At 65.5% G+C, this 24,174-nt stretch carries 22 protein-coding genes and 1 pseudogene; 12 read left to right on the top strand and 11 right to left on the bottom strand.

The genetic code is table 11. The features are described from left to right. Positions 1-114: 114 nt before the first annotated feature. From ACNJYD_RS33570 to ACNJYD_RS33595, 6 genes and pseudogenes are all read right to left on the bottom strand, one after another. Positions 115-792: a hypothetical protein gene (locus ACNJYD_RS33570; RefSeq protein WP_172788397.1), complete on the bottom strand. Its 678-nt coding sequence runs from the start codon at positions 790-792 to the stop codon at positions 115-117. A 223-nt stretch (positions 793-1,015) separates the two neighbouring features. After that, positions 1,016-1,498, bottom strand: a complete 483-nt coding sequence (greA, locus tag ACNJYD_RS33575; RefSeq protein ID WP_439364554.1) for a transcription elongation factor GreA — start codon at positions 1,496-1,498, stop codon at positions 1,016-1,018. A gap of 57 nt (positions 1,499-1,555) precedes the next feature. Next, a pseudogene (locus ACNJYD_RS33580) lies at positions 1,556-2,031 on the bottom strand (hypothetical protein). Between the two features lie 65 nt (positions 2,032-2,096). After that, on the bottom strand, positions 2,097-2,432 hold the full coding sequence (locus tag ACNJYD_RS33585) for a hypothetical protein (RefSeq protein WP_439364555.1): 336 nt from the start codon (positions 2,430-2,432) through the stop codon (positions 2,097-2,099). 176 nt (positions 2,433-2,608) lie between these two features. Then, a complete protein-coding gene (locus tag ACNJYD_RS33590; RefSeq protein ID WP_172788464.1) occupies positions 2,609-3,127 on the bottom strand; it encodes a hypothetical protein in 519 nt (172 codons plus the stop codon). A gap of 38 nt (positions 3,128-3,165) precedes the next feature. Then, positions 3,166-4,713, bottom strand: a complete 1,548-nt coding sequence (locus ACNJYD_RS33595) for an acetolactate synthase large subunit (RefSeq protein ID WP_212260425.1) — start codon at positions 4,711-4,713, stop codon at positions 3,166-3,168. A gap of 263 nt (positions 4,714-4,976) precedes the next feature. Between ACNJYD_RS33595 and ACNJYD_RS33600 the strand changes: the two genes are divergently transcribed. Beyond that, a complete protein-coding gene (locus tag ACNJYD_RS33600) occupies positions 4,977-5,552 on the top strand; it encodes a L,D-transpeptidase (protein ID WP_172788402.1) in 576 nt (191 codons plus the stop codon). Between the two features lie 224 nt (positions 5,553-5,776). Then, the gene (locus ACNJYD_RS33605; RefSeq protein WP_439364556.1) at positions 5,777-6,592 is read left to right on the top strand and encodes a DUF2927 domain-containing protein; all 816 of its coding nucleotides are present in this window, start codon (positions 5,777-5,779) and stop codon (positions 6,590-6,592) included. A gap of 190 nt (positions 6,593-6,782) precedes the next feature. Here the strand turns inward: ACNJYD_RS33605 and ACNJYD_RS33610 are convergent, their stop codons facing one another. Beyond that, positions 6,783-7,589 carry a class I SAM-dependent methyltransferase gene (locus ACNJYD_RS33610; protein WP_212260427.1) on the bottom strand — a complete coding sequence of 269 codons (807 nt, stop codon included), beginning with the start codon at positions 7,587-7,589 and terminating at the stop codon, positions 6,783-6,785. A gap of 93 nt (positions 7,590-7,682) precedes the next feature. Next, positions 7,683-8,810: a threonine synthase gene (locus ACNJYD_RS33615; protein ID WP_439364557.1), complete on the bottom strand. Its 1,128-nt coding sequence runs from the start codon at positions 8,808-8,810 to the stop codon at positions 7,683-7,685. Between the two features lie 346 nt (positions 8,811-9,156). On the opposite strand from ACNJYD_RS33615, the gene ACNJYD_RS33620 reads away from it, so the two are divergent. The 4 genes from ACNJYD_RS33620 to ACNJYD_RS33635 all read left to right on the top strand — a co-directional run bounded on the left by ACNJYD_RS33620 (position 9,157) and on the right by ACNJYD_RS33635 (position 12,702). Then, complete coding sequence (locus ACNJYD_RS33620) at positions 9,157-10,413, top strand: GTP cyclohydrolase II (RefSeq protein WP_439364558.1); 1,257 nt, start codon at positions 9,157-9,159, stop codon at positions 10,411-10,413. Positions 10,414-10,418: 5 nt separating this feature from the next. After that, a complete protein-coding gene (locus ACNJYD_RS33625; RefSeq protein WP_439364559.1) occupies positions 10,419-11,657 on the top strand; it encodes a URC4/urg3 family protein in 1,239 nt (412 codons plus the stop codon). Positions 11,658-11,794: 137 nt separating this feature from the next. Then, entirely contained in the window at positions 11,795-12,424 is a 630-nt protein-coding gene (gene upp / locus ACNJYD_RS33630; protein WP_172788408.1) for a uracil phosphoribosyltransferase, read from the top strand. Positions 12,425-12,489: 65 nt separating this feature from the next. Further along, positions 12,490-12,702, top strand: coding sequence for a hypothetical protein (locus tag ACNJYD_RS33635; protein WP_212260431.1), 213 nt, complete (start codon positions 12,490-12,492; stop codon positions 12,700-12,702). Between the two features lie 18 nt (positions 12,703-12,720). On the opposite strand, the gene ACNJYD_RS33640 is transcribed toward ACNJYD_RS33635, so the two are convergent. Together ACNJYD_RS33640 and ACNJYD_RS33645 are read right to left on the bottom strand one after the other, a co-directional pair. Continuing rightward, complete coding sequence (locus ACNJYD_RS33640) at positions 12,721-13,830, bottom strand: M48 family metallopeptidase (protein ID WP_439364560.1); 1,110 nt, start codon at positions 13,828-13,830, stop codon at positions 12,721-12,723. A gap of 3 nt (positions 13,831-13,833) precedes the next feature. Further along, positions 13,834-14,979, bottom strand: coding sequence for a YjgN family protein (locus tag ACNJYD_RS33645; RefSeq protein ID WP_172788465.1), 1,146 nt, complete (start codon positions 14,977-14,979; stop codon positions 13,834-13,836). Positions 14,980-15,373: 394 nt separating this feature from the next. Here ACNJYD_RS33645 and ACNJYD_RS33650 point away from each other — a divergent pair, with 394 nt between their 5' ends. Next, a complete protein-coding gene (locus ACNJYD_RS33650; protein ID WP_212260433.1) occupies positions 15,374-16,639 on the top strand; it encodes a cytochrome P450 in 1,266 nt (421 codons plus the stop codon). A gap of 25 nt (positions 16,640-16,664) precedes the next feature. Next, positions 16,665-17,939: a cytochrome P450 gene (locus tag ACNJYD_RS33655; RefSeq protein ID WP_172788412.1), complete on the top strand. Its 1,275-nt coding sequence runs from the start codon at positions 16,665-16,667 to the stop codon at positions 17,937-17,939. A 286-nt stretch (positions 17,940-18,225) separates the two neighbouring features. On the opposite strand, the gene ACNJYD_RS33660 is transcribed toward ACNJYD_RS33655, so the two are convergent. Further along, positions 18,226-19,146 carry a LysR substrate-binding domain-containing protein gene (locus tag ACNJYD_RS33660; protein WP_172788413.1) on the bottom strand — a complete coding sequence of 307 codons (921 nt, stop codon included), beginning with the start codon at positions 19,144-19,146 and terminating at the stop codon, positions 18,226-18,228. Between the two features lie 125 nt (positions 19,147-19,271). Here ACNJYD_RS33660 and ACNJYD_RS33665 point away from each other — a divergent pair, with 125 nt between their 5' ends. The 4 genes from ACNJYD_RS33665 to mdlC all read left to right on the top strand — a co-directional run bounded on the left by ACNJYD_RS33665 (position 19,272) and on the right by mdlC (position 24,174). Further along, the gene (locus ACNJYD_RS33665) at positions 19,272-20,438 is read left to right on the top strand and encodes an acyl-CoA dehydrogenase family protein (protein WP_439364561.1); all 1,167 of its coding nucleotides are present in this window, start codon (positions 19,272-19,274) and stop codon (positions 20,436-20,438) included. Between the two features lie 9 nt (positions 20,439-20,447). Further along, complete coding sequence (locus ACNJYD_RS33670) at positions 20,448-21,548, top strand: CaiB/BaiF CoA transferase family protein (protein WP_172788414.1); 1,101 nt, start codon at positions 20,448-20,450, stop codon at positions 21,546-21,548. Positions 21,549-21,563: 15 nt separating this feature from the next. Continuing rightward, positions 21,564-22,415, top strand: coding sequence for an FAS1-like dehydratase domain-containing protein (locus ACNJYD_RS33675; protein WP_439364562.1), 852 nt, complete (start codon positions 21,564-21,566; stop codon positions 22,413-22,415). A gap of 136 nt (positions 22,416-22,551) precedes the next feature. Further along, entirely contained in the window at positions 22,552-24,174 is a 1,623-nt protein-coding gene (gene mdlC / locus ACNJYD_RS33680; RefSeq protein WP_439364563.1) for a benzoylformate decarboxylase, read from the top strand.

The raw sequence follows: 24,174 nt of genomic DNA on the forward strand, positions 1-24,174 counted from the left end.
CGATGTAATCCTCGTCATTGCGAGCGCAGCGAAGCAATCCAGAATCCCTCTGCGGAAAGACTCTGGATTGCTTCGTCGCAAGAGCTCCTCGCAATGACGGCGGAGAGCGGCATTTCACGCCGCGCGCTGTGGCCGCCAGGCCGTGTAGAGACCGATCAGTGTCCCGATGGCGACCAGCGCGGCTGCCAGCAGCACCTGCAATTCGCCATCGTCGGTGGGGCCGATGGACGACACCAGCCTGGTCACGATGAGGAACAGAATGCCCACCGCCGCCGCCGCACCCACGCCGAGATAAGCGAGCTCGCGCCTCAGGCTGCGGCCGAGCAGTCCGAGCGCCGTGAAATACATCGCGCAGGCGTTGGGATGAACGAACAAGGCAATGCGCGCATAGGGGCCATAGGCGTCGAACAAGGACTCGCATCGGCGCAGGGCCGCCTTCGAGGCCACCCGCTGCAGGAACGGCCGGAAGAAACGAGCCTGTCCGTAGCTGAGAACGGCGCCCAGGATGATGGCGAGCCACGCCGCGACGAAGACGGAGCCATCCACGGCCTTCGGACTGAGCGCCACGGACATCAGGATGAGGGCGGTGCCGGGAAAATAGCCGAAATACGGAAAGACCGCTTCCACCAGCACGCAGACGAACATGAAGGCCGGAAACCATGCCGACCCGGTCGCGCCATGGACGATGGCGTTCAAGTCGAACAGGCTCGTCCTGTAAAGTACGAGGTACATGCACATGGCGAGGGCAGCCAGCGCGTAGAACGGCAGCGCTCCCGACAAAAACCGTCTCATCCAATCATCAAGCTTTGTTTGGCGGAGACGACGGCCTCGCGCTGTTCCGGATCATGCTTTAGGCCAATGGGCTTGGTGCTGTCGATGGCGCTCTTTGCCACGCAACCCTCGGCTTGCGCGCCCTAAAGCGCAATGCGATCAAGATGAATCGTCATCGCGCTTTAGGTTATTGTTTGGGCATGATCTTGTCGGAAAATTGCTACGCACTTTTCCGGATCATGCCCTACGCAATCGACAGAATTTCGATCTCCTGCGCGCCTGAACCGACGACGTCGCCGACCGCTTTTCCCATCAGCGATCTCGCAACCGGCGAGACGAACGAGATCGAGCCGGCCTTGGGATCGGCTTCGTCCTCGCCGACGATGCGGTAGGTCTGGACGCGGCCGTCGGCGCGGCTGAAGCTCACGGTGCTGCCGAAGGCGACGATGTCGGTCGCGACAGGATCGGGCATCACCTGCGCCGTGCGCAAGCGTTCGGTGAGATAGCGGAGATCGCGCAGGGGCACGGCCGATTGCCGGCGCTTCTCGTTGATGTCTTCGACGGCTTGGGCGGCTTCATAGGCCGCGCGCGCTTCGGCAAGCTGCGTCTGCAAGGCCTTGAAGCCTGCTTCGGTCACGAGGTTCGGATGCGGCGAGATCGGGCGGTCCGGCAACAGCGTCTCGGACGCGGTTTCGGCGCTCTCTTCCTTGGTGAAGGCGACGCTCAATTGGAGATCCTGTCGAACTGTTTCGTTGGCGACGTCGTGTGACGCCGCCGAGCGAGACTATATCTCAAGTTCGACGAAACGACGGAGCCTGAAGACGAGGTCCGGCACGGCCTGGCGGAACCGGGTCGCGCTCTGGAAACTGGTCGAGAACGGCGCGAAGGTGAGCATCGCGTTCCAGTGCCGGTAACCATAGACCGTCACCGAAACGCCGGAGCTCGGGAAGTTTTCCAGCTTGCGCAGCTCGCCGAGCACGAGATCGGCGATCGCCTCCGCCGGCAGCAGGCGCTTGCCGTCCCGCGTGGTTGCGATTGACTCGGCCGGCTTTGTGGCCGCCGGGACCGCATCGGGCGCGCTCTCGGCCTTGGCCGCGGCCGCATCGGACCTGGACGTCTCGACGGGCTCCACGGGATCGGCCGGCACAATCGGCGGAACCTCGGCGAGCGGCGGCGGTGCAACATGGTCTGCGCGCTTGTTGCCTCCAGGATGCTGCTGATCATGGCCACAAGGCCGGCATCCTTCACCTCGTCACTCATCAATCCCCCCCGGCCGAATGATCGGCGGCACCACGTTCGCTCACGTCGCGCCGCCGTGCGATCCGTTACCGTTTGTCGAACGGAATGTACTGCTGGTACTGCTTGGGCACCGAGCTGCGGTAGCGCGCCGGCACGGTGCCGGTGTCGATCGAATGATCGATCTCCTGCTGCCGGGTCATCTTCTTCGCCGGCTTCTTCGACGCGCTCTTCTTGCCGTCAGTGGGCTGGCTGGACGTGTCGGTGGTCGCGCTCGGCGCTGTCGTCGTCGCAGCCGGTGCAGTGCTTGTCGCGGCAGGCGCGGCGGTTCCGCCCGTGGCTGGAGCGCCCTGCGCCAGCGCGAGCGGCGATTGCACCATGAGCACCAGCGCTGCCGTCGCAGCCAGCAAATATGATTTCTGCATCAGAACCTCCAATATGCCTGATCCGAATGGGCCAGCGTAGGCCTCCGGCATCGACGCGTGCAAGTCCGTCGACAATAGGTCCTATCCCATGCCGGAACTGTGGTGGGGATCACATTACCGGCAATGGCCCTATCGTCATGACATCGCAGCGCGCGTCACTGCGCCGCCGCGCCCCGCTATGCGCGCGCTCCGAGGCCGGTCTCCTCCAGCCGTGTCGCGAACCAGCGCGACAGTGCCTCGTCGACGGCGCCGGAGACATAGACCTCCGACATCGTCACATGGGGCCTGTCCAGCACCAGCAACAAGCCGATCCAATAGGGAAACCAGACATGGACGTCGGTCAGCGCCCGCAGCTTGTGCTGATCGTGATCGAGCGGCGTGTGATTGCTCGCCTTGCGAATTTCCACCGCGAGCAGATTGTTCGGGATCTCGCGCTGATGCACGACGACATCGGGGTAGATCGACTTGCCGAGATGGTCGTCGGTCGAGATGATGGTGCCGTGAGGCAGATGCAGCGTGCGTTCGCCGAGCCGGTCGTAATTGCAATCGACCGACCAGCCCGAAAACTGCTTTTCCAGATGCACGGCGAAGCGGTGCGTGACCGCCCGCTCGCCGACATCCTTCTCGAACAGGAAAGCCTCTTGGGCGTAGAAGTCCCGGAGCGCCGCGATCACCTTGTTCAGCTCGGTCTGCATCGTGCCTCCGGGCTCATGGCGCTCTGTCTGTTGCCGCCCTACATCTGAACTTCGATCAGCCGCGGGCCGGGCTCGGCGACGGCTTCCGCCAGCGCCTTGTTGAACTCGTCGGCGTTGGTGACGGCGCGGCCGGGCACGCCCATGCCCTTGGCCAGCGCCACGAAGTCCAGCGTCGGCCGGTCGAGGCGGAGCATGTCGTTGGCGCGCTGGCCGGGCTCGCCGGCGCCGACATTGTCGAACTCGCCGCGCAGGATCTGGTAGATGCGGTTGGCGAACACGATGGTGACGATGTCGAGGTTCTCGCGCGCCTGGGTCCACAGCGACTGGATCGTGTACATCGCGCTGCCGTCGCCGACCATGGTGATGACCTTGCGGTCCGGGCAGGCGATCGCCGCGCCGATCGACAGCGGCGTCGAGAAGCCGATCGAGCCGCCCATGTTCTGCAGCCAGTCGTGCGGGGCGGCCGCCGCCGTCGGCGGGAAGAAGCCGCGGCCGGTGGTGAGGGATTCGTCGACCATGATCGCGTTCTCGGGGATCGCACAGGCGATGGCCTGTGCGATCGAGGCGAAGGTGAGCGCGCCGGTCGGCTTGACCAGCTCCTGCAAAGCCTGCGGCTTGACGTCCCTGGCGCTGGCCTTCACGGCGCCGGCGAGCGCCTCGAGCGCTGCGACCGAATTCTCGCCCCAGGAGGTCATGCGATGCACCTCGCAGCCCTGCGGCTTGAGCATGCTCGGCTTGTTCGGATAGGCGAAGAACGCCACGGGATCGTCGGACTCGACCAGCACGATGTGACGGAATTTTGCCAGCATCGGCAGCGCGTTCTCGATCACGTAATGGATGCGGTCGATCGAGAAACGGCCGCGGCCGCGCGCCATCTTCGGACGGAAGGTCGGGCCCATCACGGTGCAGCCGGTCTTGCCGGCGATGCGCTCGGCCAGCGCGAGGCCATGCTCGCTCAGCGCGCTGCCGGTCATCAGCAGCAGCGTGCCTTCGCCGTCGCCGTGCAGGATTCTTGCGGCCTGCTCGACCGCCTGCGGCGAATAGCTCGCGCGCTGCTGCTCGGCCGGAACCTCGGCAATGCCGTCGGCTTCGTTCCAGGCGGTGTCGGCGGGCAGGATCAGGGTCGCGATCTGCGGCGGCGCGCTTTTGGCGGCGGCAATCGCGGCGGCGCCGTCGGCGGCGACCGATTTGGAATCCGGGGAGGTGCGGACCCAGGACGACATCGGCCGGGCCAGGCCTTCGATGTCGGAGGTCAGCGGCGCGTTGTAGCCGATGTGGTAGACGGCGTGCTGGCCGACGATGTTGACGATGCCGGAATTGGCCTTCTTGGCGTTGTGCAGATTGGCAAGGCCGTTGGCGAGGCCGGGGCCGAGATGCAGCAGGGTCGAGGCAGGCGTGCCCTTCATGCGGAAATAGCCGTCGGCCGCACCCGTCACCACGCCTTCGAACAGGCCGAGCACGCAGCGCATGCCGGGGACACGGTCGAGCGCCGCGACGAAATGCATCTCGGAGGTGCCGGGATTGGTGAAGCAGACGTCCACCCCGCCCTTGACCATCGTCCGCACCAGGCTTTCCGCACCGTTCATTCTGTCTGCTCCCGCAACCGGCGTTTCCAGTAATCCGTTCGGTCAATCATTGTTCGCGCGGCCCGTCAAAGCAATAGCGGGCATTGCGGCCCTGCCCCGCGTGACGACGCGCGGATTTGGCTAACGCTTTCCAGCAAATTGGCGCAGTTGCGATTTGGTAACGCCAGTCGTTAACGATGCGACCCTCACGGGCCCGTGGCTTGCGGAACGCGCGCAAATATGGCCTCTGGCTTCGGTTGAATCGTTTTTTTCTGGGGGAAATGATGATCCGGTTTTTTGCCGCACCGATGACCGCAATGGCGCTGTTGCTGGCTGGCGCAGCCGACGCATCCGCGGCGGGGATGATAGACTTCACGGGCACCAGTTCCACCGGCTATCTCGGCCACGGTGCGAGCCCGATTCCCCGCACCACCGTCATGTATAACGGCAATTACGCGCCCGGCACGGTCGTGGTGAACACCTCCGAGCGGCGGCTCTACCTGGTGCTCGGGAACGGGCAGGCGCTGCGCTACGGCATCGGCGTCGGCCGCGACGGCTTCCGCTGGGGCGGGGTGCACAAGATCACCGCCAAGAAGGAATGGCCGGACTGGACGCCGCCGTCGCAGATGCTGGCGCGCCGGCCGGACCTACCGCGCCACATGAAGGGCGGCATCGAGAATCCGCTCGGCGCCCGCGCCATGTATCTGGGCTCGACGCTGTACCGCATCCACGGCTCCAATGAGCCGGAGACGATCGGTCAGGCCGTCTCCTCGGGCTGCTTCCGCATGACCAACGACGACGTCACCGACCTCTACAGCCGCGTCTCGATCGGCACCACGGTGGTGGTGCTGAACAACTGACCAGACGCAAACTCTCGTAGTAGGGTGGGCAAAGCCGGAGGATCGCGCGAACGCGCGGTTCGCCGGCGTGCCCACGGTTTTGAGATGGTGGGCACGGCGCTTGCGCGCCTTTGCCCACCCTACGACACTGTAACTCTCTTGCTACAGACGACGGCCGGAACCCGCAGGGCGCGTGAATTTGCGGTCTTGTGCGCGCGGCGCGAATGCGGCAGCGTCGCAGGACGATGAGCGCATCTGTCCCGCCCTCGCCCGGCCTTCGCTTCGCCCTGCTGGTGCTCGTGACGCTCACCTGTGCGCCTGACACCGCTACCATGGCTGCGGCCGGCGAGCTGCCGGCGATCTCCTCGCGCCAGCGCGCCGAGAAGAAGAGCTTCACCGACGGCGAGATCGTCGACGGCTTCCTGAAGACGGCGTTCGGCGCCGAATACCATCTTGCCGGCCGCGTCGACCGCATCCGCAAGTTCGACGGGCCGGTGCGCGTCTACGCCGAGAGCGACCGCGCGGATCGCAAGACGCAGCTCGCCAAGGTCGTGGCCGACATCGGCAAGCGCGTGCAGCATCTCGACATCGCCATGATCGAGACCAACGAAGCGGCGAACGTGCGCGTAAAGCTGGTGCGCGACCGCGATCTCTTCCGCACCATCTCGAGCTTCTACGGCGCCGAGAAGGCGCGCGAGATCCGCTCCTCGCTCGATCCGCAATGCCTGTCCGGCTTCCGCAAGAACGACAATTTCGAGATCGAGCATTCCGACGTCATCCTCACCGTCGACAACGGCGATTTCACCTTCTTCGACTGCGCCTATGAGGAGCTGTTGCAATCGCTCGGGCCGATCAACGACACCACGAGCGTGCCCTGGACGATGTTCAACGACAACGTCTCGATGGGCTATTTCGACATCTACGACCAGTACATCCTCAACCTGCTGTACGATCCCCGCATCAAGGCGGGCATGACCGTGGCGGAGGTCAAGGCGGTGCTGCCCGCCGTGCTCAAGGACGTGCGCGCCTGGGTGAAGCGGGTGAATGACCTGAAGGAGTGAAGCGCACTGCCCTCCCCTTGCAAGGGAGGGCAGTCGCATTTGAGAGCTTTTCCCTGCGGCCATCCTTCGAGACGCCCGCTTTGGGCGGGCTCCTCAGGATGAGGGCGGAGTGCGCGGCAGCAGTGTCAACGAGCACTGACGCTGATTAGCCTCATCCTGAGAAGACCTCGCGTTCACCCTCGATCGCGCCTCACGCCTTCTTGGCCTTCGTCATCAGGAACTGCTGGCGCATCACGTTGTTGCCGGCGTCGAAATACTCCGAGATCAACGCCTCGAACTCGGCACGGAAGCTGCTGAGCTTGTCCGGCTCGTCCTTGTACTGGGCGACGAGCTTGATCAACGGCCCGATCGTCGCTTCCATGGTGCGGCGGAAATGCTGCGGGCTGAGCGTGGACGGCGTCATCATGTCCATCTCGAACGAGATTTCCTTCGCCTTCCCCGCGAGACGCTCGGCGACGATTTTCGGATCGCCCCACAACGCCGGTGATGCGACGCCCTCGGGTGGCGGCAGATGGCGGCCGACCAGCGCGAACATGCGGCCGACATAGAGATGCGGCGGCCAGGTGGAGAAGGCGATGGTGCCGCCGGGCTTCAGCACGCGCAGCATCTCGCCGATCGCGACGTCCGGACGCGGCGCGAACATGTGGCCGAACTGGCTGAGCACCACGTCGAACTCGCTGTCGCCATAGGGCAGGCTCTCGGCGTCGCCGTCGACGAAGTCGACATCGAGATTCGCCAGCCCTGCGTGCTCGCGGGCGCGCTCGATCAGAACCGGCGAGAGGTCGAGACCCCTGACCTTCGCACCGCGGCGCGCGGCCGTGATCGCGACAACGCCGGTGCCGCATCCGACGTCGAGCAGCTTTTGGCCGGCGGCAATGCCGGCAAAACCGACCAGCTTGGCCGCGGTCGGAGTCGTGAAAACCTCCATCGGCGTGAACAGCGACCAAGCTTCCTTCTGGATCGCCTTGAAACCTGCAAACGGATCCTGCGCGGTCATGGAACTCTCCCTTTGCGTGAGCTCAACCTTCATGAGGCTGGCGACGCACACCGAAGGTTCAATGCGTTAGCGTAGCTCCGCGGCACAAGGGCTCTATTGCACGAGATCGGCGACAGTGGTTGCGGCTTTCAGGCCCGTGCCGGTGAGAACAGCGACCGTGGTCTCGTTCGCTCTGATGGCCCCGGCAGCCGCGAGTTTGTCCAGGGCCGCAGCTGCGCTGGCGCTGGTCGGCTCGGCGAACAGGCCTTGCCGCGCGAGGCGGCGCAGGGCGGCGACGATCTCGTCCTCGGTGAGCGCGATGGTGCCGCCGCCGCTCTCGCGCAAGGCGGCGACGATCTCGCGCAGGCGCAGGGGACTCTTGATCGCGGTGCCCTCCGCGACGGTCTTGCTCACCTCGCGCGCGACCGGCGTATCGACGCCGGCCTTGAAGCTTGCATCGATCGGCGAGCAGTTGAGCGGCTGCGCCGCGAACAGGCGCGGCAGCTTCGATATCTGCCCGGCCTTCAACAGCTCGCGGAAGCCGAAGGCGCAACCGAGGAGACTGCTGCCGGCGCCGACGGGAACGATGACGTTGTCGGGCGCGCGGAAGCCGAGATCTTCCCAGATCTCGTAAGCCAGCGACTTGGTGCCTTCGAGGAAGAACGGCTGCCAATTGTGGCTGGCGTAGAAGGTCTGGCTCGACTGGCGGATGGCCTCGGCTTCGGATTCCTCGCGCGGGCCCTCCACGAGTTGCACGGTCGCGCCGTAGGCGCGGACCTGCGCGATCTTCGCCGGCGACGTGGAGGCGGGCGCCAGAATCTTGACGCGCATGCCGCCGGCCGCACCCAAGCCGGCCATCGATGAGCCGCCGTTGCCGGAGGAATCCTCCAGAATGGCGTCGATGCCGATCTGCCGCAGGAAGGACAGCATCACCGCCGAGCCGCGATCCTTGAAGCTGCCGGTCGGGTTGAACCATTCGAGCTTGAACAGCGGGCGCAGAGCGCCCCATTCCTGCTGGACCAGCGGCGTGCAACCCTCGCCGAGCGTGATCGGGGTCTTGATCTCGACCGGCAGCGCCGCCCGATAGCGCCAGAGCGACCGCGTCCGGCCATCGATGTCCTGGCGCGAGATGCCCGCCCCCGGCGTCACCAGCAGCGGCGTGCGCTCGTCCGAGCACCAGCGCGGCTGGTCCAGGGGATAGAGCTTTCCGTTGCGGGGATCGATGTAGCTGGCGGCAGGCATGGCAGTCTCCAAGGAGGGGTAGCGCGGTGCGCCGAACTTGAAGCCCGCCGCACGAAGCAACACCTCCTTGAAAACACGAAAAACAGAACTATTTCAATTCCTTAAACTGGCCTCCCGGGCGCGGCGGCAAGCTCGATGAGGCGCGGCATCGGATGCCGGCAGGCCTGACGGCCCTCCCGATGCCCGGAATTTGGCCGCGAGCGGCCCCTGCGCCCTGCCACGATTAACTTGTCTGTCGTCACCGGCCGCTACAATATGTTGGATTGAGCTTGCGCCGCCGGTTCGGCGTCGCAAGCGAGCCAGGCCCGTCCGAGCGGCGGGCCGTTGGCTTTTTGGGAGCCTGGACATGAGCCGTGCCAACCGTACCGACCACATCCGCCTGACCTCCCATCCGGAGCCGGGCAGGAAGGCCGCCTTTCCGATCCATTGGGGCGCCACTGATGCGCGCGCCCGCGGGCCGATCATCGGCACGGTATCGCGCGCCGGAGACCGCAACGTGATCGGTAGCCATGGCGGCTCCTATGCGATGTACCGGGCGCTCGCGGTCTCCGCCGGCGCGCTCGATCCGATTCGAAGGCCCGATCTCACCAACACCTTTCCGGCCGCGACCATCGGCCCGTTCCCGCAATGGAACGATCCCACGAAAATCGTCGCGCTCGATCCCTGGGGGCACCTGGTCGCCGAGAATTTTCGCCAGGAGATCGCCGAGGGCGCGGACATCCGCCCGAGCATCGCCGTGACGCGGGCGCGGCTCGACCTGCCCGAGATCCGTGAAGCGATCGCCGCAAAGCGGCTCCGCGCCGACGGCGAGGTCGTGCACGCCAATGGCAGCGTCTCGGTGGTGAAGATCGCGATCGATCCGGTGTGGTACCTGCCGGGCCTTGCGGCGCGCTTTGGCACCGGCGAGACCGAGCTGCGGCGCACGCTGTTCGAGCAGACTGCCGGCATGTTCCCCGAACTCGTCACGCGATCGGACATGAAGGTGTTCCTGCCGCCGATCGGCGGCACTACGGTCTATCTGTTCGGCGACGTGACAAAACTGCCGGACCATCGCACCAAGATCACCTGCCGCGTGCATGACGAATGCAACGGCTCCGACGTGTTCGGCTCCGACATCTGCACCTGCCGGCCCTATCTGATCCACGGCATTGAGGAATCCGCGCGCGGCGCGCAGGAGGGCGGGCTCGGGCTCGTCATCTACAACCGGAAAGAGGGCCGCGCGCTCGGCGAGGTCACCAAATTCCTGGTCTACAATGCGCGCAAGCGGCAGGAGGACGGCGATGCGGCCGCCGCCTATTTCGAGCGCACCGAGTGCGTGGCCGGCGTCCAGGACGCGCGCTTCCAGCAATTGATGCCGGATACGATCCACTGGCTCGGCCTCAAGCGCATCGACCGTTTCCTGTCGATGAGCGACATGAAATACGACGCGCTGACCTCGCAAGGCATCGACATCGTCGAGCGCGTGCCGATCCCGCTGGAGCTGATTCCGGCCGATGCTCATGTCGAGATCGCCGCGAAGAAAGCTGCCGGCTATTACTCCACCGACATCGCGCCGGAGAAGGACGTCAACGGCGTGGTCGGGCGTTCGCTGGAAAAATACTGATCGCGATGGCGGACGCTTTGGAATTGCAGGCGCACGCGCTGCTCACCGCAAAGGCGGTGCGCGCGCGCGCCGGGCAGATGCTCGAGCTCGGCCTTGCCGGCGGGCTCACCCATTTCACCGTTGATCTCGACCGCATGGATGGCGTTGCCGAGGCCGTGCTCGCGGTCACGCGTAAAGCCTATCCGACGCTCGACATTCCGTTCCATGCGCGCTGGCGGCACTTCGTGCTCGGCGGCGTCGACCGCTGGGCCCGGCTTGCCGAGGCTGCGTCCTGGCCGGATCGCGCGGCGCGGGCGCGCGCCGAGTTCGACCTCGCCATCGTCAGCGTGCTGCTCGACGCCGGCGCCGGCGCAGCGTGGCGCTATCGCGACGCCGTGACGGGAGCAGACGTAGGCCGATCGGAAGGGCTTGCGATCGCGAGCCTCGACATGTTCGCGAGCGGGCTGTTTTCGCACGATGCCCGTGCGCCGTTCAGGGCCGATGCGGATGTGCTCGCAAGACTGCCCCTCGCCTCCCTCACCTCCGCCTTTCAGGTGAGCGACGTCAACCCGCTGCTCGGCCTGGAGGGACGCACCGACCTGCTGCGTCGTCTGGGCAAGCAGGTCTCGGAGCGTGCGGACGTGTTCGGCTTGCACGATACGCCGCGGCCGGGCGGGCTGTTCGATCATATCGCGGCGCGGGCGATCGGCGGCACTGTTGCTGCGCCCGCGATCCTGTCCGCGGTGCTGAACCAGCTCGGCCCGATCTGGCCGTCGCGGCTCGAGCTCGCGGGCGTCCCGCTCGGCGATTGCTGGCGCCATCCTGCGATCAAGGCGGACGACGGCACTGCGGGCCTCGTGCCGCTGCACAAGCTATCGCAATGGCTGAGCTATTCGCTGATCGAGCCGCTGCAGCGCGCCGGCTTCGAGGTGACCGACATCGACGGCCTGACCGGGCTTGCCGAATATCGCAATGGCGGCCTGTTCGTCGACCATGAGGTGCTGCGCCTGCGCGAAGCCGCGGATGCCGAGCGCGCGCATGCGGTGGACTCGCTGCTCGTCGTGGAGTGGCGCGCGCTGACCGTTGCTCTGCTGGATCGCCTTGCCGAACTGGTTCGCGCCAAGCTCGGCCGCACGCCGGAGACACTGCCGCTTGCAAGTATTCTGGAAGGCGGCACCTGGGCCGCCGGCCGCGCCATCGCCTTTGCACGCCGCCGCGATGGATCGCCGCCGCTAAGGGTGATCAGCGACGGTACGGTGTTTTAGAGAATGGATAGAGATTTTCGACCACGCGCGTCATTGCGAGCGCAGCGAAGCAATCCAGAGTCCGTCCGCGGAGAGATCCTGCATTGCTTCGCTGCGCTCGCAATGACGCCTCGGTGAAATTTCAGGAGCATCTCATTATGGAAGGCGTCACGATCGTCGATCATCCGCTGGTGCAGCACAAGCTGACGCTGGTGCGGGACAAGTCCATCTCGACCAAGTCGTTCCGCGAGCTGATCAAGGAGATCGGCATGCTGCTGTGCTACGAGGTGACGCGCGACCTACCGCTCGCCGACACCGTCATCGAGACGCCGCTGGCGACGATGCATTCGGCCAAGATCGCCGGCAAGAAGCTGGTGTTCGTGCCGATGCTGCGCGCTGGCACCACCTTCGTCGACGGCATGATGGACCTGGTGCCGACCGCTCGCGTCGCCCATATCGGCCTCTACCGCGAGCCGCACAGCTTCGCGGCGGTGGAGTATTTCTTCAAATCGCCCTCTGACCTCGGCGAGCGCCTCGCCATCGTGGTGACGCCGGTGGTCGCCACCGCCAACACCGCCGTCGCCGCCATCGACCGGCTGAAGGAGCGCGGCGCCAGGGACATCCGCCTTGCCTGCCTGATCGCAGCTCCTGAAGGGCTCGAGCGGCTGCGCGGATTGCATCCGGACGTGCCGATCTGGACCGCGGCGGTGGATGAAGGGCTCGACGACAACGGGTTCATCCTGCCGGGCCTCGGCGATGCCGGCGACCGCGCCTACGGAACGCGCTAAGCGCTGCGCGCTTTAGGAACAGCTTCCATCGCGCGAGGTTCTCCGGCTCTAGCATGGAGAGCACGATGACCTATCAGAATGATGACCGCAGGGCCGACAGAGCGCGCCGCAACAGCCCGGTGGGCTGGGCGATCGGCGCGATCTTCGTGATCGCCGTGGTCGCCGCCGTCTTCTTCTACAACGGACGCGAGGTGGGTCCGCAGGCGACGTCGACCAATCCGAACAACGCGCCGAGCGTCACGACCGGATCGAATCCACCTGCCGCGCCGGCGAAGTGATGCGCTGAGAGCGGGCCCTCACACCTTCCCGCTGCCGCAAATGCCCTTCAGCGCCTGCCACTCCTTGTCGGTCAGCAGCGGTGGGCCGCTGACGGGCCGATCCTCCGTCGTCATGCGCGCGAGGCGGTCCTCGGTCAGCGGATGGCTGGCGAGAATCGTGGCGAGCGAGGAGCCGCCTTCCTTGCCGGTGATGCGGAACATCAATTGGGCCGCAGGTTTCGGCGAACGGCCGAGCGCATGCATGATCTCGATCGCGAAGGTGTCGGCGCCGGTCTCGGCTTCGCGCGAATAGGAGGCTTCGACCAGGCTGCGCGAGGCGAAGATCACGGCCGATGAGCCGGTGATGTCGCCGAACAACAGGCCGATCAGGAACGAGGTGCCGCCGTTATAGATCAGGCCGCGCATGTTGTCGTGATGCTTGAGATGGCCGAGCTCGTGGGCGAGGATGCCGGCAAGCTCGTCGGGATTCTCGGCCTTGTCGAGCAGGCCCTTCAGCACGAACACCTTGCCGCCAGGCAGCGCGAAGGCATTCGGCACCGCGGTCGGCAGCACGCCGGCCGTCATGGTGTCGTCGAGGCCGGCCGCATCGCGCAGGCGGTTGACGAGCTTCGTGAAGGCGGCCTTGCCCGCGGGATCTTCGCAGACGCTGCGGCCGAAAATGGTCTTCATCTGGACCTCGGCGGCGTCGCCAATGCGCCGTTCCACGGGCTTGGGCACCAGCGGCGCGAGCCGGTCGGCGGCGAGCGGCACGCCGAACAGGACGACGCAGACGATGGAGACGGCGGCGGCAACCGACCAGCCCACGATCTTGGCGACACCGCGGCGCGTCGTCTGGTGCTCGTCGAGACGCGTGCAGCGGGCGACCACCTCGGCGGCGAGCGCGGCATCGCGGATCTCCAGCCGGGCCAGAGGCGGCGCTGACGTCGCAGCCAGGCGCAGGATTCCAGGGGGACCGTCGGCGCGGCGAATGTCGGCATAGGCCCAGCGAACGGGCGTCGCGCCGTCCTCGGCGATCTCGAGCGCATCGCCGAGGATCAGCGCCACTTGCCGTCTGCGGCTCGACACGCCGTCGAAGAAGATGGTCGGCTTGGCCGACTGCGCCGGGGTCTCGGCAAACACGTCACTCACAGCTCAGAATCCCGCGACATCGAGTCCGTCGGCAAAGCCTTCGCCGAGCGCGCTGGCAAGCTGACCGCTGCCGCGCACGTCCGCCGCGGTCCCGATGTTGTGCACCTCGACGGTCTCCAGCACCTTGGCCCAGAGATCGCGCTGAAGATAGACGCGCATGACGATGTTGATGGCAAGGGCGAGCGCGAAATAGCCGATCACCATCATCGCCACCATCGGGATGCTCTTCGTCGCATTGTCGCCGGCGAAGATCTCCTCGGCCGGAACGCCGGTCAGCGTGACGACGAGCAAGGCGCTGCCGCCCATATAGGCCGCGAACGCGACCGTGAGCAGCATCCACCAGCCGATCACTTTCCAGTACAGGCCGTAGAAGGCGTCGTGCGGCAGGTTCGAGGACAGGCCGACACCGCCGATGCGGATGCCGTCGAGCCACCAGCGCCATTCGCGCGCCTTGAACTCGGCGTAGAAGAACGGTGCGAGCGGGAAGATGAAGAGCGCGATCGGGCTGAGCAGCCACAGCCACCAGCCGCGCTTGAAGAAGGTCCAGCCGTCGCCTTCGAAGTCGCCGCGGAGATCGCCGTAATGGGTGTGCCGCATCTTGTAGCGTTCGAGCGCAGCCTCGCGCCAGGGCAGCGCCAGGCCGAGCGTCAGGAATACCAGCAAGCCCCACAGCATGGCGCGAAACGCGTAGGCCCAGCCCGAGCCGTCCATCCAGAAGCGGACGCCGCGCCAGACCGTGCGCGTCAGGCGGTAGCGCCGCGCGCGAAAAATCGCGAACTGGCCGAAGGCGTAGAAGGCGATGAACAGCGGCGTCGAGGCGAAGCCCTGCCAGCGCTCGAACTCGATGCCAACGAGAAAATAGGCGAGATAGATCGGCACCAGGATCGCGAGCGCGAACAGGAAGCCGACCAGGAGCTCCCTGGCCCGCCCGGTGTATTCGGCCGCATCACCGTCGATCGCGGTGTGCGTCCACAGATGACGGCGGATGTCGGTGACGAGCCAGAACCGGTAGAAGCCGAAGGTGACCAGCTCCAGCAAGGCACCCTTGGTGACCAGTTTGCGGAACTCGGAGCGGTTGCCGGAGAAATCGACCCGCGTCGGCGGCAGCGGCGGAGGTAAGGGTTCGGACCCGATCGGGGTCCATTGCATGTCGTTCACGGCGGCAACCTCGGGATGCGGATCTGTTCCGGTCAAACTATAGATCAGAGGTTAGTCGATCCCCAAGATGGGCGGGTTCGATTCAGCTCGATTCCGGTCGGTTTCTGCCATGCTTCCACGACAAAACGGTGTGCTGGGGGATCACGCTCGTCGATGTCGCGTAGCCTGGATGGAGCGACGCGCAATCCAGGACAGCGGCAGCGGCACGATTCCCGGATTTCGCTTGCGCTCCATCCAGGCTACGCGCTTCCATTCGGCCTACGCTCAAGGGTTGGATGTGGCAAAACTCTCCCTTGCCCCGGCGCAGACAACCGGCTGTAATTGCAAATCAAATACCGCAGCGCAGAATTCAACGACGCGCGGTTCATACCCAGGGAGAACGGTCATGCACGGGACCATCGAAAGCGCGGCCAAGCTCGACGCATTGCGCGAGCGCGCAACGTCGCTGCCGCTGGAGCAATTCGATCCCGGCGACCCCGAGTTGTTCAGGACCGATACGTTCTGGCCCTATTTCGACCGGCTGCGGCGGGAAGATCCCGTGCACTACTGCAAGGACTCGATGTTCGGGCCGTACTGGTCGGTGACGCGCTACAACGACATCATGGAGATCGAGACCAACCATGCGGTGTTCTCCTCCGCTTCCTCGCTCGGCGGCATCACCATCCGCGACATCGATCCGGATCTGCGCCGCGAGAGTTTCATTTCGATGGATCCGCCGCGCCATGCAGCCCAGCGCAAGACCGTGGCGCCGATGTTCACGCCGACGCACCTGGACAATCTCGCCATCAACATCCGCAAGCGCTCGGCCGAGTGCCTGGACAATCTGCCCCGCGGCGAGGTGTTCGACTGGGTCGACCGCGTCTCGATCGAGCTCACGACGCAGATGCTGGCGGTGCTGTTCGACTTCCCCTGGGAGGACCGCCGCAAGCTGACGCGCTGGTCGGACGTCGCCACCACGATTCCCGGCCCCGACGGTCTCGTCGCGACCGAGGACGAGCGGCAGGCCGAACTCGCCGAATGCGCCGCCTACTTCTCCCGCCTTTGGAAGGAGCGCATCGAACAGCCGCCGAAGAGCGACCTGCTGTCGATGATGGCGCATGGCACTGCTACGCGCGACATGGATGCAAAGAACTTCCTCGGCAATCTCGTTCTGTTGATCGTCGGCGGCAATGACACCACCCGCAACACCATGTCGGGCTCGCTTCTCGCGCTGAGCCAGCATCCCGACCAATATCGCAAGCTGCGCGAGAACCCTGATCTGCTCGACAGCTTCGTGCCGGAGGTGATCCGCTGGCAGACGCCGCTGGCGCATATGCGCCGCACGGCGCTCTCCGACTTCGAGTTCCGCGGCAAGCAGATCAAGAAGGGTGACAAGGTCGTGATGTGGTACGTCTCGGGCAACCGCGACGAGGAGGCGATCGACAAGCCTTACGAATTCATCATCGATCGCGCGCGCCCACGCACCCACCTGTCCTTCGGCTTCGGCATTCACCGTTGCGTGGGCCTGCGGCTTGCCGAGCTTCAGCTCAAGATCATTTGGGAGGAAATTCTCAAGCGATTCGACCATATTGACGTGGTCGGCGAACCCACGCGGGTCTATTCGAGTTTCGTGAAGGGTATCGAGACGCTGCCGGTGAAGATTGCGGCGTGAGTCGAACGCAACTGGAGCCACGATCATGAACATCCAAGCGCCGGTCAAATCCGACAAGGCCGAACGCATGCGCAGGGCCCGCGAGGAGGCCTATGCGACGCCGCTGTCGCAATTCCATCCCGGCGCGCCCCGGCTGTTCCAGGACGACACGCTGTGGCCCTGGTTCGAGCGCCTGCGCAACGAAGAGCCGGTGCATTACTGCACCAATGCGCCGATCGAGCCGTACTGGTCGGTGGTGAAATACAACGACATCATGCATGTCGACACCAATCACGGCATCTTCTCATCGGACTCCAAGCTCGGCGGCATCTCGATCCGCGACGTGCCGGAAGGCTACGACTATCCGAGCTTCATCGCGATGGACCAGCCCCGGCATTCGGCGCAGCGCAAGACGGTATCGCCGATGTTCACGCCGACACATCTGGACGAGCTGGCCAAACTCATTCGGCAGCGCTCGCAGACCGTGCTGGACAATCTGCCGCGCAACGAGACCTTCAACTTCGTCGAGCGGGTCTCGATCGAGCTGACCACGCAGATGCTGGCGACCCTGTTCGACTTCCCCTGGGAAGAGCGGCGCAAGCTGACGCGCTGGTCGGACGTCTCGACCGCGCTGCCCAAGAGCGGCATCGTCGCCAGCGCCGAAGAGCGCCGCCGCGAGATGGACGAGTGCTACGCCTACATGTCCAAGCTCTGGAACGAGCGCGTCAACTCGGCGCCGCGCAACGATCTATTGTCGCTGATGGCCCACAACGAGGCCACGCGGCACATGGACCCCGACAACCTCATGGGCAACATCATCCTGCTCATCGTCGGCGGCAACGACACCACGCGCAACACCATGACCGGCTCGGTGCTGGCGCTGAACGAGAATCCCGAACAATACGACAAGCTGCGCGCCAACCCGGAGCTGATCGATTCCATGGTGCCGGAGGTGATCCGCTGGCAGACGCCGCTGGCGCATATGCGGCGCACGGCGCTTGCCGATACCGAGATCGGCGGCAAGCACATCAGGAAGGGCGACCGCGTCGTGATGTGGTACGTCTCCGGCAACCGCGACGAGGAGATGTTCGAGAAGCCGAACGAGTTCATCATCGACCGCCCGCGCCCGCGCACGCACCTGTCCTTCGGCTTCGGCATCCACCGCTGCGTCGGCATGCGCCTTGCCGAGCTGCAGCTACGGATCATCTGGGAGGAGATGCTGAAGCGGTTCGACCGCATCGAGGTGGTTGGCGAGCCGAAGCGGATCTATTCGAGCTTCATCAAGGGATACGAGACGCTGCCGGTGAGGATACCGGGGTAGGCGCCGCTCTGCGGAGTTCTTTGAGGCAAGGCGTCTCTCCAAAACTCCGCTGTCATGCCCCGCGAAGGCGGGGCATCCAGTACGCCGCGGCTTCTCGGTTCAAGCACTGCTGTCTCTGGAATACTGGATTGCCCGCCTTCGCGGGCAATGACACCGAGGGTGGGGCTAGGAGCACGTCGTCCCTAACGCTCGGCTATCACACCTCCCCCAGCTATAAAATTCCGGCATGACAGCTCGCGCCAGATGCGAAGGCACGATGGCGCGCGGCTGTTCTACCACACGCCATCTAACTCAACTTGATGTCCCACACGCCGTCCTTGCGGCAGGCGGCGACCTCCTCGCGCAACAGCGCGGTGATGGCGAGCGAGGCCGTCGAGGCCGGGCGGTCGATTGGAGAAGCAAAGATGAGCTCGCGCGTCATCGGCTTGGATACGGGGGCGGTTTCCAGCCGCCCGTCCGCGACCTCGCCGTGGACCGAGGACGGCGGCAGCAGCGCGAAGCCGAGGCCCTCCTCGACCAGGCTGGTCAGCACGCGAAACGAATCCGCTTCCAGCTGGACGTCGAGCTTGATCTTGCGCTGGGCCGCAGCATGCTCGATCAGCGCGCGGAGGCCGTGGGAATGAGAGGGCAGCACCAGCCGCTGCCGCAGCAGCCAGCCGATGTCGACGTTCTTCTTCCGCGCCAGCCCGCAGCCGCGCGGGCCGACCGCGACGATGTTGTCGCGCCCCAGGCTCTGCACGTTGAGATGCAGATCGGCCGAGCGGCCGTAGAGGATGGCGAGGTCCATCTCGCCACGATGCAGCCATTCGACCAGATGGCCGCTGTAGCTTTCGACGATGCGCAGCGAGATGCCGGGAAATTTTTCGACGCAGCGCCGCGCGAAGCGCGCCGACAGCACGCAGCTCACGGTCGGAACGAGACCGAGCACGACCTGGCCCGAGGGCGGCCCCTTGGCGGACTGGATGTCGTCGCGGATCTGGTCGATCTGCCGCACGATGCCCGAGGTGCGCGCGAGCAGGAGGCGGCCGGCCTCGGTCAGCACCATGCCGCGGCCGTTGCGGGTGAAAAGCTCAGTGCGAAGCTCGTGTTCCAGCAGCTTGATCTGCCGGGAGAGCGCCGGCTGCGCCACGCGCAAGGTGTCGGAGGCCTTGGACAGGCTGCCGAGCTCCGCCACGCAACTGAAGGTCCTGAGCTGCCGGAAATCCATGCTTGCCAATCCTGGAAGGCTACTCCATACGCTATAACAAATGAGCATAGGGGGCGGGCATTGTTTTCACAACGCCCGTGGGTTGGCCGGCGTTATCTTAACTGCCGCCAAGAATTGGAAACGCCATGAGTGAACACCACACCGAAGATTACGCCGACATCCGCGAAGCCGTTGCCAAGCTTTGCGCGCAGTTCCCCGGCGAATACTGGCGCAAGCTCGACCGCGAGATGGCCTACCCCAAGGCGTTCGTCGATGCGCTGACCGAGGCCGGCTATCTCTCGGTGCTGATCCCCGAGGAATACGGCGGCGCGGGCCTGAAGCTGTCGGCGGCCGCGGCGATCCTGGAGGAGATCCAGCGCGCGGGCTGCAACGGCGGCGGCTGTCACGCCCAGATGTACACGATGGGCACGGTGCTGCGGCACGGCAATGCCGAGCAGAAGGCAAAATACCTGCCGAAGATCGCGAGCGGCGAATTGCGCCTGCAGGCGTTCGGCGTCACCGAGCCGACCAGCGGCACCGACACCTCCTCGCTGAAGACGTTCGCGCGCAAGGACGGCAACGACAGCTACATCGTCAACGGCCAGAAGATCTGGACCAGCCGCGCCGAGCATTCCGACCTGATGGTGCTGCTGGCGCGCACCACGCCGAAGGATCAGGTCAAGAAGCGCACCGATGGCCTTTCGGTTTTCATCGTCGACATGCGCGAGGCCAAGAGCAACGGCCTCGAGATCCGCCCGATCCGCACCATGATGAACCACGCCACCACCGAAGTGTTCTTCACCGATATGAGGGTGCCGGCGGAGAATTTGATCGGTGAGGAAGGCAAGGGTTTTCGCTACATCCTGTCCGGCATGAATGCCGAGCGCATCCTGATCGCGGCCGAATGCGTCGGCGACGCCAAGTGGTTCATCGCGAAGGCGACGAACTACGCCAAGGAGCGCGCCGTGTTCGGCCGGCCGATCGGCCAAAATCAAGGCATCCAGTTCCCGATCGCCAAGGCCTATGCCTCGATGCGCGCGGCCGAGCTGATGGTGAAGGAAGCCACGCGCAAATATGAAGCCGGGCTCGATTGCGGCGCGGAGGCCAACATGGCCAAGATGCTGGCGGCCGATGCGTCCTGGGAAGCGGCGAATGCCTGCATCCAGACCCATGGCGGCTTCGGCTTTGCCGAGGAATACGACGTCGAGCGCAAGTTCCGCGAGACGCGGCTTTATCAGGTGGCGCCGATCTCGACCAACCTCGTGCTGTCCTTCGTCGCCGAGCACGTGCTCGGCATGCCGCGCTCGTACTGAGGTTCCGCCATGGGAGCACTTGACGGGATCAGGGTGATTGCGGTCGAGCAGGCGGTGGCGGCGCCGTTCTGTTCCTCGCGCCTGGCGGATGCCGGCGCGGAGGTGATCAAGATCGAGCGGCCCGAGGGCGATTTCGCCCGCGGCTATGACGCGGCGGCCAAGGGCCAGAGCAGCTATTTCGTCTGGCTCAATCGCGGCAAGCAATCAGCTGTGGTCGATCTCACGACGAAGGAAGGCCGCGCCGAGCTGGAGAAGCTGATCGCGGGTGCCGACGTGCTGATCCAGAACTTGAAGCCGGGCTCGATGGACAAGCTCGGTTTTTCGCGCGAGCGGCTGCTGAAGGACTATCCAAAGCTGATCTCGTGCACAATTACCGGCTATGGCGACGAGGGCCCCTACGCCCATCGCAAAGCCTATGATCTCCTGATCCAGGCCGAGAGCGGCCTTGCCTCGATCACCGGCAATCCCGACGGCGCCTCGCGCGTCGGCATGTCGATCGTGGACGTCGCGACCGGCGCGACCGCGCATGCGGCGATCCTGGAGGCACTGATCGCGCGCGGGCGCAGTGGCAAGGGCGCCGACATCCGCATCTCCATGTTCGACGTGATGGCGGACTGGTGCACCGTGCCGCTGCTCAACGCGGAAGCCGGCAATCCGCCCAAGCGCATGGGCCTGCGCCATCCCTCGATCGCGCCCTATGGCGTGTTCACCTCCAGGGACGGCAAGGACATCCTGATCTCGATCCAGAGCGAGCGCGAGTGGAAGACGCTGTGCGCAAAAGTGCTGGATCAGCCGGACCTGCCGGCCGATCCCCGCGTCGCCAACATGGTCGAGCGCGTGCGTAACCGGGATTTCACCGACAAGTCCGTGGCCGACATCTTCGGCAGGATGACGCGCGATGAGCTGTTGAAGCGGCTGTCGGACGCCGACATCGCCTTTGCCGAAGTCAACACCATGGCCGACCTCACCAACCATCCGCATCTGCGGCGCATCGAGGTCGACACGCCGAACGGCCGTGTCAGCTATCCCGCGCCGGCGCCGATCGTCGTCGGCGAGACGCGCTCTTACGGCGCCGTGCCCGCCATCGGCGAGCGTCCCCAGTCCAAATAAACAGAGCGAGGCGTCATGACCGAGAAGCTCGACATCGATCATTTGCGGCAATGGATCGGCCGCAGCCAGGAGGCCACCGACGTCGTCACCGCGCAGCTCGTGAAGGGCCTGCGCGCGACATTGTTCCAGGACGTCGGCGAGCCCAAGGCCGGCGACGCTGCCCCGTTCACGGCGCACTGGTGCCTGGCGCAGCCGGTGTTTCCGATGTCGATGCTCGGCCCCGACGGCCACCCGACCCGCGGCGGCTTCCTGCCGCCGGTGCCGCTGCCGCGCCGGATGTGGGCCGGCGGCGAGATCGAGTTCCTGCAGCCGCTGCAGGTCGGCGATGAATCGACGCGGACCTCGCGCATCGCCGACGTGCAGATCAAGACCGGCTCGACCGGCACGCTGTGCTTCGTCTCGGTCGAGCACAGCATCTCCTCGCCGAGGGGCACGGCGATCCGCGAGCGGCAGGACATCGTCTATCGCGAGATGACGGGCAGCGCGCCGGCCGGCGGCAAGGCGCCGCCTCCGCCGCCCAAGGCACAGCACCGCGAGAGCCATGTGTCCGATCCCGTGCTGCTGTTCCGCTATTCCGCACTGACCTTCAACGGCCACCGCATCCATTACGACCGCGATTACGTCACCAAGGTCGAGGGCTATCCGGGCCTGATCTTCCACGGCCCGCTGCAGGCGGCGCTGATCGTCGAGATGGCGGCGAAGCTGCGCGGCGGCAAGGCACCGAAGAAGTTTACGTATCGCGGCGTGCAGCCGCTGTTCGAGGGCACGGAGTTCTCGGTCAACGCCAATGACAGCGGCGAGAGCATGGAGCTTTGGACCGCGAACGCGGAGGGGCAGCCGACGATGAAGGGCACGGCGGTGTGGTAATAGTCTCTCCTCGTCATTGCGAGGCGCGAAGCGACGAAGCAATCCAGACTGCCTCCGCGGAGAGATCTGGATTGCTTCGCTTCGCTCGCAATGACGGGCGGGGCTAGTAATGCGCCAATAAACAGGGACGGAAACCATGGCCAAGAACAGCAAGACCGGCAGCAAGTCCGTCACCGTCAAGCAGGCAACGCTCGACCTCTTGCGCGCCTTCGGCATCGACAGGGTGTTCGGCAACCCTGGTTCGACCGAGCTGCCGTTCCTCAGCGACTGGCCCGGCGATATCGACTACGTGCTGGCGCTGCAGGAAGCCTCTGCCGTCGGCATGGCAGACGGCTATGCGCAGGCGACGCGCAATGCCGGTTTCGTCAATCTGCATTCGGCCGCCGGCGTCGGCAACGCGCTCGGCAACATCTACACCGCCCACCGCAACCAGACGCCACTGGTGATCACCGCGGGCCAGCAGGCGCGCTCGATTCTTCCCTTGCAGGCGTTCCTCTATGCCGAGCGCGCCTCGGAGTTTCCGCGACCTTACGTCAAGTACAGCGTCGAGCCGGCGCGGGCCGAGGACGTGCCGGCCGCGATTTCACGGGCCTATTACACCGCAATGCAGCCGCCGTGCGGGCCGACCTTTGTGTCGATTCCGATCGACGACTGGTCCCATGCCTGCGCGCCGATCGAGGCGCGCAAGGTCAGTCGCGAGATCGGGCCGGAGCTGGAGCCGATGAAGGCGCTGGTGGCTGCGCTCGGCTCGGCAAAGCACCCTGCCCTCGTCGTCGGTCCCGGAATCGATCGCGCCGGCGCGGTCGAGCTGATGGTGCGCGTGGCCGAGAAGGCCAAGGCGAGCGTCTGGGTCAGTCCGTTCTCGGCCCGCTGCTCCTTCCCCGAGCGGCATCCGCAATTTGCGGGCTTTCTGCATGCCTCGCCGGCGCAGCTGTCCGATGCGCTGCGCGAGCACGATCTCATCGTCGTCATCGGCGCGCCGGTGTTCACCTTCCATGTCGAAGGCCACGCCGCGATCTTCGACGGCGGCGCGAGCATCTTCCAGATCACGGATGATGCGGATGCCGCCGCGGTGACTCCGGTCGGCACCAGCATCATCGCCACGATGAAGCCAGCGCTGAGCCTGCTGCTCGACCTGCTGCCCGAGAGCAAGCGCGTCACGCCAAAAGGCCGCACGCTGCCACCGGCGCCGCAGGCCGCCGATCCGCTGCCGGTCGAATTCCTGCTGCATTCGCTGTCGCAGGCGATGCCCGACGGCGCATCGCTGGTGGAGGAAGTGCCCTCGCACCGTCCGGCGATGCAGAAGTTCATGCCGATGCGCGGCCAGGACAGTTTCTACACCATGTCGAGCGGCGGCCTCGGCTATTCCCTGCCCGCCGCGGTCGGCATGGCACTGGGCAAGCCGAAGCAGCGCACCGTGTGCCTGATCGGTGACGGCTCGGCGATGTATTCAATCCAGGCGCTCTGGACCGCGGCGCAGCGCAAGCTGCCGCTCACCGTCATCGTCATCAACAATTCCGGCTACGGCGCGATGCGCTCGTTCAGCCAGGTGATGCAGGTGCGGAACGTTCCTGGGCTGGAGCTGCCGGGGATCGATTTCGTCCGGCTTGCCGAGAGCATGGGTTGCCATGCGATGCGGGTGACGAAGGCGACGGAGCTGGGCGAAGCGCTGAAGCGCGGGATGGCGTTCGAGGGCACGAGCCTTGTCGAGGTCGTCGTGGATTCGGCGGTGCCGGTGCTGTACGGGCAGAAACACTGA

Origin of the sequence: Bradyrhizobium sp. SPXBL-02 (genome assembly GCF_051853065.1) — a bacterium.
Classification (GTDB): Bacteria; Pseudomonadota; Alphaproteobacteria; order Rhizobiales; family Xanthobacteraceae; genus Bradyrhizobium.

What these genes read in the sequence shown, in the direction of transcription:
- ACNJYD_RS33600 (WP_172788402.1), top strand. Translation starts at nt 4,977, where the DNA reads ATGATCCGGTTTTTTGCCGCACCGATGACCGCAATGGCGCTGTTGCTG.
- ACNJYD_RS33650 (WP_212260433.1), top strand. Translation starts at nt 15,374, where the DNA reads ATGCACGGGACCATCGAAAGCGCGGCCAAGCTCGACGCATTGCGCGAG.
- ACNJYD_RS33675 (WP_439364562.1), top strand. Translation starts at nt 21,564, where the DNA reads ATGACCGAGAAGCTCGACATCGATCATTTGCGGCAATGGATCGGCCGC.
- ACNJYD_RS33590 (WP_172788464.1), bottom strand. Translation starts at nt 3,127, where the DNA reads ATGCAGACCGAGCTGAACAAGGTGATCGCGGCGCTCCGGGACTTCTAC.
- ACNJYD_RS33635 (WP_212260431.1), top strand. Translation starts at nt 12,490, where the DNA reads ATGACCTATCAGAATGATGACCGCAGGGCCGACAGAGCGCGCCGCAAC.
- ACNJYD_RS33655 (WP_172788412.1), top strand. Translation starts at nt 16,665, where the DNA reads ATGAACATCCAAGCGCCGGTCAAATCCGACAAGGCCGAACGCATGCGC.
- ACNJYD_RS33625 (WP_439364559.1), top strand. Translation starts at nt 10,419, where the DNA reads ATGGCGGACGCTTTGGAATTGCAGGCGCACGCGCTGCTCACCGCAAAG.
- ACNJYD_RS33610 (WP_212260427.1), bottom strand. Translation starts at nt 7,589, where the DNA reads ATGACCGCGCAGGATCCGTTTGCAGGTTTCAAGGCGATCCAGAAGGAA.
- ACNJYD_RS33585 (WP_439364555.1), bottom strand. Translation starts at nt 2,432, where the DNA reads ATGCAGAAATCATATTTGCTGGCTGCGACGGCAGCGCTGGTGCTCATG.
- ACNJYD_RS33665 (WP_439364561.1), top strand. Translation starts at nt 19,272, where the DNA reads ATGAGTGAACACCACACCGAAGATTACGCCGACATCCGCGAAGCCGTT.
- ACNJYD_RS33660 (WP_172788413.1), bottom strand. Translation starts at nt 19,146, where the DNA reads ATGGATTTCCGGCAGCTCAGGACCTTCAGTTGCGTGGCGGAGCTCGGC.
- ACNJYD_RS33570 (WP_172788397.1), bottom strand. Translation starts at nt 792, where the DNA reads ATGAGACGGTTTTTGTCGGGAGCGCTGCCGTTCTACGCGCTGGCTGCC.
- mdlC (WP_439364563.1), top strand. Translation starts at nt 22,552, where the DNA reads ATGGCCAAGAACAGCAAGACCGGCAGCAAGTCCGTCACCGTCAAGCAG.
- ACNJYD_RS33615 (WP_439364557.1), bottom strand. Translation starts at nt 8,810, where the DNA reads ATGCCTGCCGCCAGCTACATCGATCCCCGCAACGGAAAGCTCTATCCC.
- ACNJYD_RS33620 (WP_439364558.1), top strand. Translation starts at nt 9,157, where the DNA reads ATGAGCCGTGCCAACCGTACCGACCACATCCGCCTGACCTCCCATCCG.
- ACNJYD_RS33605 (WP_439364556.1), top strand. Translation starts at nt 5,777, where the DNA reads ATGAGCGCATCTGTCCCGCCCTCGCCCGGCCTTCGCTTCGCCCTGCTG.
- ACNJYD_RS33670 (WP_172788414.1), top strand. Translation starts at nt 20,448, where the DNA reads ATGGGAGCACTTGACGGGATCAGGGTGATTGCGGTCGAGCAGGCGGTG.
- ACNJYD_RS33645 (WP_172788465.1), bottom strand. Translation starts at nt 14,979, where the DNA reads ATGCAATGGACCCCGATCGGGTCCGAACCCTTACCTCCGCCGCTGCCG.
- upp (WP_172788408.1), top strand. Translation starts at nt 11,795, where the DNA reads ATGGAAGGCGTCACGATCGTCGATCATCCGCTGGTGCAGCACAAGCTG.
- ACNJYD_RS33595 (WP_212260425.1), bottom strand. Translation starts at nt 4,713, where the DNA reads ATGAACGGTGCGGAAAGCCTGGTGCGGACGATGGTCAAGGGCGGGGTG.